This window comes from Pseudoxanthomonas mexicana, assembly GCF_010093385.1.
In the GTDB taxonomy this organism is placed as follows: domain Bacteria; phylum Pseudomonadota; class Gammaproteobacteria; order Xanthomonadales; family Xanthomonadaceae; genus Pseudoxanthomonas_A; species Pseudoxanthomonas_A mexicana.
On the sequence record NZ_PDWV01000015.1, the window covers coordinates 62,446 to 71,025 of the forward strand.

At 61.1% G+C, this 8,580-nt stretch carries 5 protein-coding genes and 1 tRNA gene; 3 read left to right on the forward strand and 3 right to left on the reverse strand.

Translation table 11 applies throughout. The features are described 5' to 3' along the window. Window positions 1-338 precede the first annotated feature (338 nt). Together CSC76_RS07640 and CSC76_RS07645 are read right to left on the reverse strand one after the other, a co-directional pair. Window positions 339-2,774 carry a S8 family peptidase gene (locus CSC76_RS07640; protein ID WP_162109432.1) on the reverse strand — a complete coding sequence of 812 codons (2,436 nt, stop codon included), beginning with the start codon at window positions 2,772-2,774 and terminating at the stop codon, window positions 339-341. Window positions 2,775-2,943: 169 nt separating this feature from the next. Further along, window positions 2,944-3,924, reverse strand: a complete 981-nt coding sequence (locus CSC76_RS07645; protein ID WP_093293699.1) for an AAA family ATPase — start codon at window positions 3,922-3,924, stop codon at window positions 2,944-2,946. Between the two features lie 493 nt (window positions 3,925-4,417). Here CSC76_RS07645 and CSC76_RS07650 point away from each other — a divergent pair, with 493 nt between their 5' ends. Then, window positions 4,418-5,092 carry a ComFC family protein gene (locus CSC76_RS07650; RefSeq protein WP_162109441.1) on the forward strand — a complete coding sequence of 225 codons (675 nt, stop codon included), beginning with the start codon at window positions 4,418-4,420 and terminating at the stop codon, window positions 5,090-5,092. A gap of 44 nt (window positions 5,093-5,136) precedes the next feature. Here the strand turns inward: CSC76_RS07650 and ubiA are convergent, their stop codons facing one another. Then, a complete protein-coding gene (gene ubiA, locus CSC76_RS07655) occupies window positions 5,137-6,051 on the reverse strand; it encodes a 4-hydroxybenzoate octaprenyltransferase (RefSeq protein WP_162109433.1) in 915 nt (304 codons plus the stop codon). 101 nt (window positions 6,052-6,152) lie between these two features. Between ubiA and CSC76_RS07660 the strand changes: the two genes are divergently transcribed. Both CSC76_RS07660 and CSC76_RS07665 read left to right on the forward strand, forming a co-directional pair. Next, a tRNA-Arg gene (locus CSC76_RS07660) sits at window positions 6,153-6,229 on the forward strand. Window positions 6,230-6,846: 617 nt separating this feature from the next. Next, on the forward strand, window positions 6,847-8,580 hold a 1,734-nt coding region (locus CSC76_RS07665; RefSeq protein ID WP_162109434.1), incomplete at its 3' end, for an isopeptide-forming domain-containing fimbrial protein.

Consider the following 8,580-nt stretch of genomic DNA (forward strand, 5'->3'; position numbering starts at 1 on the left):
CTGACGCGCTTCGACTTCAGGCTAAACCCATTCGCTCAGTACACGCATTTATCAAGGCACGCTGAGGTTTGGGGCGCACTGGCTACGCTTGAATGGCGATCGAGTTGAAGTTCCAGTGATTCTACGCATGCTTAGGATGAGCCGAACTGATCGCAGCCCGCCCCTTGGCATCGCATTGCTTACTTCGGCGGCGCATGCTGACACGAGATGCTGGGGCGCACTTGGGGAGGTTAGCTAACTTCGCACTTAGGTATCGAATACAAAGGAACAATGGGCGGCCGTCGGCTTGCGGGAGGGAACGCTTTCCTTCCCGTACCGCCGGCGGGAATCCGAGAGCACTATCCCGCTCGAATCTCCACTGGCGGTTCGATCCGCTGGCGTATCTCTTGATACAGTGGAATTTCGGAGTTGATTGCTACCTCCAACGACACGCATATGCAGAAGCGGACGGGCTCTGAGAAGCCTCCGGCATCCTCAGCGCAGTTAACTTTGCAAGTGAATTTTGCCCCATCAACGTAGGCGAGAGCACGCTCGCCCTCGAAGATCTGATGCTGCACTGTGCCTCGACGTGCAGCGTTATGCTCTGCTGAGTTCTCTCTTTCAACGCCAACTTCCGTACCGACGCCAGTCATCCATAGCCGGGCGCAGCGATAGCTTTGATGTGCGTGATTTGTTGGCGAGATCCAAGCAAGTGTCGCAGTCATTCGTCGCCACTCTGTTGTCCCAGCCAAACTGGGCGGTAATGGTGCTGAGAACTCGAATGCATTGTCGGCGCTCAATGCCCCCACACCGATAATCGTTGCTCGCTGAGCTGTGGAAGCGAGTGACCGCTCAGGGTTCAAAGCGCCGTAACCCAGCCACCTCGCCAGGAAGTCTTTCTCCTTCCTACGCCTTGCAGCTGTGTCCTGGATCTCCGCTATATCGGCTCGGAGCGCCAAGAGTGCGTTTTGAAGGTCACCCCATGAAGTGCCATGCACTAGCAGCGCCTTGATTAACACCGCGTCGTATTGAGGCCCCGGGGCAGATGGGATGGTTCGCCTCAAATCCTCAAGGCCCTCGTAAATCTGTACTGCGAGCCGGCTCGTTAATGCCGCAGCGTTGCTGGTTCCACGAGTGTATCCCGTGGGATCTGCGGCATCTGAGAGAGGCGGTACGGCAACTCGCTGACCTGGTGACCGGCGAACGGAAACAGGCACTGCACGAGTGATGTTCGCATCTCCACCAAACCCCTCAGCGTGCAGACATCTACCTCCAGGAGCTAGTAGATCTGGCTTGATTGATCGCTTGTAGCCATGGCCTATTCTAGAAAGTGGACTTATACCCGGCGTGCTGAACAGATCGATGCGATCGAGCACAGGAGTGATGTTTGCGGCATCGGCGTGCAGTGCTCCTATGGTCAGTGCATTCATCGCCTCTGCGGGCGATATAAGCCTGCGACGATCCGCTTGCTGGAGCAGAGTAGCCAATGCGAGATCACGCCTCTGCGTTTCGAGCATGCCGGACAAGCTTCCCCGAGGCACTGGCAACTCTAGCTCGCTAGCATCGTTCCCCGCACTCACTATGAAGAGCACGTTATAGCGATGCGAAAGCCAGTCGATCAGCCGAGCCCACGGAGAAATGTCTCGTGAGAAGACTCTGTTCGAGTCGCCGAGAGAAAGATTGATGATCTTTATGCTTGGCGCGATGGGGCCGCTACCGGACTCTCCTTGGCATATCCTCTTTACTGCTCGGTGAATCAGGTCGATAAGCAGCACATCATTAGGTACGGATTCTGCACGTCGCTCGTGGTAGTTGTCTTCGGGATCTGGCCTAAGGACGGGACGAACATAGATCTTTCTCGACAGAGGGACTTCATTCGCGTCTAGCTCTCCGTGAAAGATAAGCGACGCCATTGCCGTTCCATGCACGCGATCCTTGGCCTCGTAGGCGGATTCCCACCCGTCTGGGTCATCTATGATGAGCGCGCTCCTCAACAGAGCGTGATTTGCCATCGGCAGGCCGTCGAGTAGAGCAAGAACAGGGGGGGAACTTTCCTCTACGCTGGTCTCTGCTAGGGCTTGTTCACTCTCCTCTATTTCTCCTCCCTCCACACATTGTGGCCGTGGCCGGAAGTACATGATTCGGTCAGACAGGACCAGATCATTCACTTCTCCGCTCAGGATCTTCTCGATTGCATGCCGAGGGAGCTCCACCAGAACTCCTTGGTAGGCGATCTCATGGATGTGAGCCTCGCTTATGACTGTGCCATTGAGGGCGCCTATCTGGCGCCTTATCTGCGCGACGGTTGCTGCATTCTTGTCAAAAGAGTTGAAGTACCACGCCTCAATCTCGAAACGAACAAGTTCCTTTCCGCTATCTAACTCATCTTGCCAGTATGCAAGAACATCCGTATTTAGCCGGTCCTGCACATCCCAATAGCGGATGGCTTTCAGGTGCTTGAAGACGTACTTGAAGGATGCATATCCATGGTCGAATGGGGCCTGCGGGTCGCGCTCGTAACGCTGCCAAAGCGCAATGAGCTGGTCCAGCGCTTCCTTGTTCGATCCAACGAGGAAGATGCGCCCTGTTAGATTCGACATTGGAGCATCTGGAACGAAGAAGTCTTCGTCAGGCGCGACTTGTTCCTCCATCAGCTCAAATAGCCACTCCAGGCCTTGAATTCGCCCAACAGCGTTGGCAAATTGTTCGGTAGAGCCCATGACCTCCATCACGAGCACCAGCTCTGGATTGTCTACAGGCGAGTCGCCTTGAATTCTCAGGCGCCTACCATCCATCGCGCCCTGCAGAACAGAAAACTGTGGCGCGATGCGCTCGCGCTGTCGCTCAATTGGCGGGGTATGTATAGAGGGAGGGCGGCCGCTTAGATCATTGCGCGCCAGAGCCGCACGCTCGGGAAAGAACAGTAGCGGAAAGTCACCTTGCGACATCCATGTCTCCCAGTGATTAGGCTTGCGCGACTACGCTAAACCTCGATTGCCACTGCTTCAGGCGCTCTTGGAGAATCGCCTTCAAATTGGCATTGGGCAAAGAAAGTACATACCTTCGTTGAACGTCCTCGCAGAACTGTTCGAGATCAGAGAAGTTGCCGACGTTAAGCTTTGCTGCAAGCGACTTGGGTGTTATTCCGAGTGGCGCCTCCAACTTTTCCTGAAGGCGACGGAACCAGTCTTCTTTCTGCTCAAGCGTGGGTGCGGGCATCTCTAGACGCAACTGAAATCTGCGCCAAACGGCGCGATCTAGCAGCTCCGCATGATTAGTAGCTGTAATGACGACAACATGGCTCGGAAGCGCATCGATCTGGAGAAGCAGCGAACTTACGACGCGCTTAATCTCGCCAGTCTCATGGGTATCACCACGTTCTTTTCCGAGAGTATCGAATTCATCGAAGAAAAGGACACATTGATGAGTTCGAACGAAATCGAATAGCCGCTTCAGGCGACTACTTGTTTCACCAAGGAAGCTACCAATCACCGCCTCGTAGCGCACCACAAAGAGTGGCGCCATAAGCTCGTGCGCTACAGCTTCTGCAAGCGAAGTTTTGCCGTTTCCAGGAGCTCCGGAAAGCAGCATGCGGTGACGCGGCTCCAGCCCGTAAGACCGCAGCAGATCGCGCCTCTGCTGCTCTTCAATCAACTCTCGACAGGCAGCCCGGACTCCCTCGCTGAGCAGCATCGAGTCGAGCGAGCGCGCCGGGTCAATTTCATACAGCAATCCACCGTGGCCGCCGTCATGCGCCCGAATGACTTCTGCCGTCCGCCCACGCGGTGTTGCCGACTTCAGGTTCTGAACCAGTCGGTCCGCCAATTGGTGATGCTGTTTGGCCCGCTCTTCGGCCGCCATCGCTTCAACGGTGGTCCGAAAGAGCTGTTGGTCGCCCTCACTACCAGCCTTCACCAAGTTAACGATTAGGTCTGCTCGGGACATGTACCCACCTGACGTTGCTCATGTTCGTCCATGCCGTGTACGGCTGTCCACGCACGGCCATTGAAGTCCGGCTCCGTCTCGTCGCCTGTGACAATATTGATATTATCATAAATATGATATGTTTTATGTATGTCTAGCTTGGAACGACTCAGCCTTTGCCTTGCTGAGGATGAAATCGAGGCGTTGGAGAGCCTGCGCCGGAGGCTGGGGCTACAGGGCGCGCTCCTCAATAGGAGTGAGGTTATCCGTGCCGCCATTCGCCACCTGGCTGGGCGGGACGAAGCCGAGCTTCTACTCGCAGTAGAGGAAGTGCCCCGATTTAAGCCTGGGAGGCGCGCTAAGCGAGACGATTAGGCGGGCGGCGCAAGGGGGATTCCGAAAAATCTCGCCTTTTGCTGGACCGCTTCCCGAAAAATCTCGCCTTTCGGCCCACTTTCGATCTCGCACGAAGTGCAACGATCCTGCCTAAGTGGCTGATTACTAAAGGGGACAGATCTCACCTTTTGGCCCCCTCTACACGCCACGCTGCCTCATCTGCCGCGAACGCGGTTGCAACGGGCGCGATCTATGCGCCTCGTGCGCCGATCGACTTCCCTGGAACAGGATCGCCTGCCTGCAATGCGGGCTTCCGATGTCCGCACCCGGGGTCTGCGGTGACTGTCTGCGCGATCCACCCTTGCTGGCGGAGACACGGGCGGTGTTCGTATACGGCTTTCCGCTGGACCGGCTGGTGCCGCGCTTCAAGTTCCATCGGGACCTGGCGGCCGGACGCCTGATGGCCGACCTGATGGCCGGCGCCCTGGCGTCTGCGCCGCGTCCGGATGCCCTGGTGCCGGTGCCGCTGCACGCCCGGCGCATACGACAGCGTGGCTACGACCAGGCGCTGGAACTGGCGCGCCCGCTGGCCGCCGCGCTGGCCCTGCCGTTGCGTGCAGACCTGCTGCAGCGCATCCGCGCCACGGCAGCGCAGTCCGAACTCGATGCCGGCCAGCGCCAGCGCAACCTGGCCCGCGCGTTCGCCGTGGCGGACCAAGCCGCCCTGCCGGCGCGTGTGGCGCTTGTCGACGACGTGATGACCACCGGCGCCACGCTGGCGGCGGCGGCCCATGCGCTGAGGGCTGCGGGCGTCGAGCGGGTGGACGCCTGGGTGTGCGCGCGGGTGCCGTGAAGCCGCCGTCGCCGTGTGACGGACAGCCGCCCGTTGTGCCCTGGTCAGAAGGGCCAGACCGCCAGACCGGACAGGTCCAGGGCCAGACCGGCGAACACCGCCGCGCCCACCCAGTTGTTGTGCAGGAAGGCGCGGAAGCAGGCCTCGCGCCCGCGGTGGCGCGCCAGCATGAATTCCCAGGCGATCAGCAGCGCGGCCACGCCCAGCGCCAGCAGGTGGTAGTAAAGCCCCAGCCCCGCCTGCCGGCCCACCAGATACAGGGCCACCAGCATCAACGCGTACAGCACGCCCTGGATCACCAGGTCGAGGTCGCCGAACAGGATGGCCGTGGACTTGGATCCGGCACGGATGTCGTCCTCGCGATCCACCATCGCGTACCAGGTGTCGTACGCCGTGGCCCACAGGATATTCGCGCCATACAGCACCCAGGCCACCGGCGGCACCTCGCCCTGCACGGCGGCGAACGCCATCGGGATACCCCAGCCGAAGGCCAGGCCCAGATAGACCTGCGGCAGATAGGTGTAGCGCTTCAGATACGGATAGGTGGCCGCCAAGAACAGGCCGGCGAAGCTCAGCCACACGGTCAACCGGTTCAACGTGAGCACCAGCCCGAACGCCACCAGCATCAGTACGGCGAACACGGCCAGGGCTTCGCGTCCGGAGACCGCCCCGGTCGCGAGCGGACGCCCGCGCGTGCGCTCCACCTGCGGATCCAGCCAGCGGTCGGCGTAATCGTTGATCACGCATCCCGCGGAACGGGTCAGCCACACGCCGGCCGTGAACACGAACAGGGTCCACGCCGGCGGCACACCGTCGGCCGCCAGCCACAGGGCCCACCAGGTGGGCCACAACAGCAGCAGCACGCCGATAGGGCGATCGCCGCGCACCAGCTTCCAGTACTGGCCCAGCCGCTCGCGCCAGCGCGGCATGGCTTCGGTTTCAAAACGCTCGTATCCCATGCGCGAAAGGGTAACAGGCACGCCGCCCGGACCGGATTTTCCGCATCGCCCGCACCGGAGTGGGCCAATCCCTCGCTTTGCGGCTAGAATGCCCGTCCCGTGCGCCTGTAGCTCAGCCGGATAGAGTAGTGGCTTCCGAAGCCATTGGTCGGGGGTTCGAATCCCTCCAGGCGCGCCATTTCCCGACGCGGAACACATGAGAGGCCGGCCCTGCTGGCCCCACCTCGAAGGGATTCCCGGGAGGTCCCGCTGACCGGCCGTCGGCATCGACAGCCGGTCGAGCGCCTTGGCAACCCGCGCGCTTGTTCTTCATTGCGCATCCCACGCCGTCACTCAGGCGCACTCCGCCTCCACCGTACGCCCCGGAACCGCGTCTTCCGCAAGCGTCATCGCGGCGTGCCCGTCGCGCTTCTGGAGAAACGCCGTGAGTGTCCTTGCACGGGGCGCACGCAGGCGATCAGGGAGTTTCAGCTGGAATAGGCGGCGCACGCTTTTGAAGAGCGGAGGTCTCGCCAGCGTCTCGCATGCGGAACACATGTGACTTGACGACACGACGTCCGCTTCCTGGTCGGAAGCGGACTGGAATATCCAATGAAACTCCTGCGCGAGCATGTTCCGCCGCGTCAATGTGAAAGCACTTCCCTCCCCGACCCTGCTGCATTAACGTCGTTGGCGAGGGGCGATGGACGCGATGCTCGGACCCGGGGGGGAGCTGGCATGTTCGACGTGCTTGATCGATGCCGTGCGGATTGCACACGAAAGTTGCGCCGGGCGGGACGCCTCCAGATCTTGCTGATGTTGCTGGGATTGGCCGCCCTGTGCACATCGCCACCTGCAGCGGCGCAGGCATGTGGCTTCGCGCCGATCTACACGAACACCGGATCCGGTGTCACGGATGTGCCCAGCAACGCGGAGCAGCTCCAGTCATGGAGCCCGACAGGCACCCTCCTCAGTACGGTGCCGCTGGCCAACAACTACGGCGACATCGCCCTCGACCCGACCGGCAGCGTGCTTTATGCCATCGGATTCTCATTCAACGAACCCTATGCGCGCCGCCTTTACCGCATCGATCCGGTCACGGGCGCAGAGCTTTCCTTCGTCTCCCTAACGGGGGACATCGTGACCGACAATGTCGTGGTGTTGAACAGCCTCGGCTTCCGTGGAGATGGCACGCTGTTGGTGGGCGGGGCTTTCATCAGCGCGATCTATGTCATCGATCCGGTCACGGGTTCAACGAACCGTTTTGGCGCTTCGTTCCCGGCGAACGTTACAGCGGCGGGTGACTTCGTGACGCTGCCGGACGGCGACCTGCTGGCATCGGGCCGCGACAATACGGGAGGTGCGTACTACCTGTATCGCATGAGAGCGGATGGCTCGGTGTTTCCAATTGGCGAGGTGCCGAGTACGTTCGGCGCCGCCATGTCCAGGGGCACTGTCTACCTGATCGGCGAAGCAGGCCAGATCCATCGCGTGGACGCGCTTCCCTCCTTGGCGACGACGGCCCCGTTGCCGATCACGACGATCGTGGACAGCGGGCAGTCGTTCTATGGCGCGACGTCCGCCCAGGATGCCGGCAGCAGGTGCGACCCTGCCGCGCTCACCCTGCGCAAGACCTGGGTCAATGCCGCCGTCAATGACGCTGTGGCCATCCAAGCGACGGTGGACGCAACAGTGGTCGATACCCTGAGCTCCACAGCCGATACCACCGACGAAACGGACACCGATGCAACTCCGATCACGGTGTATGGCGGCGACGTCATCACGTTCTCCGAAACGTTTGCCGTCGGCGATCCTGGTCAGTACGGCGGCAGCCTGACCTGTACCGGCAACCAGACCGCGGTGAGCGGCATGGCGCTGATGGTCGCGAATGACGATACGGACATCGTCTGTACTTACGTCAATGCCCGGCCGGCGGTGAGCTACAGCAAGTCGGCCAGCACGAGCGGTCCGGTGGCGGTGGGCGACACGATCACCTACACGCTGACGACGGTGGTGGCGAACTCGCAGACCACCTCGGTGGCGACGCTGACCGATACGCTGGGCATGGGCCTGACCTTCGGTGCGGTGACCAATGCCGGTGCGTACACTTGCAACAGCACCAACCCGCTGGTGTGCACGCTGCCGGTGGGCACCGTGCCGGGCACCTACACGGTGACCTACACCGCCACGGTCAATGACCAGGCCGTGGGCACGGTGGACAACGCCGTGGTCGGCACCAACGCGACCTGCACGACGAACTGCGGCACCAGCACGCCGGTGACGGCGCCTGCGGTGAGCTACAGCAAGTCGGCCAGCACGAGCGGTCCGGTGGCGGTGGGCGACACGATCACCTACACGCTGACGACGGTGGTGGCGAACTCGCAGACCACCTCGGTGGCGACGCTGACCGATACGCTGGGCATGGGCCTGACCTTCGGTGCGGTGACCAATGCCGGTGCGTACACCTGCAACAGCACCAACCCGCTGGTGTGCACGCTGCCGGTGGGCACCGTGCCGGGCACCTACACGGTGACCTACACGGCCACGGTC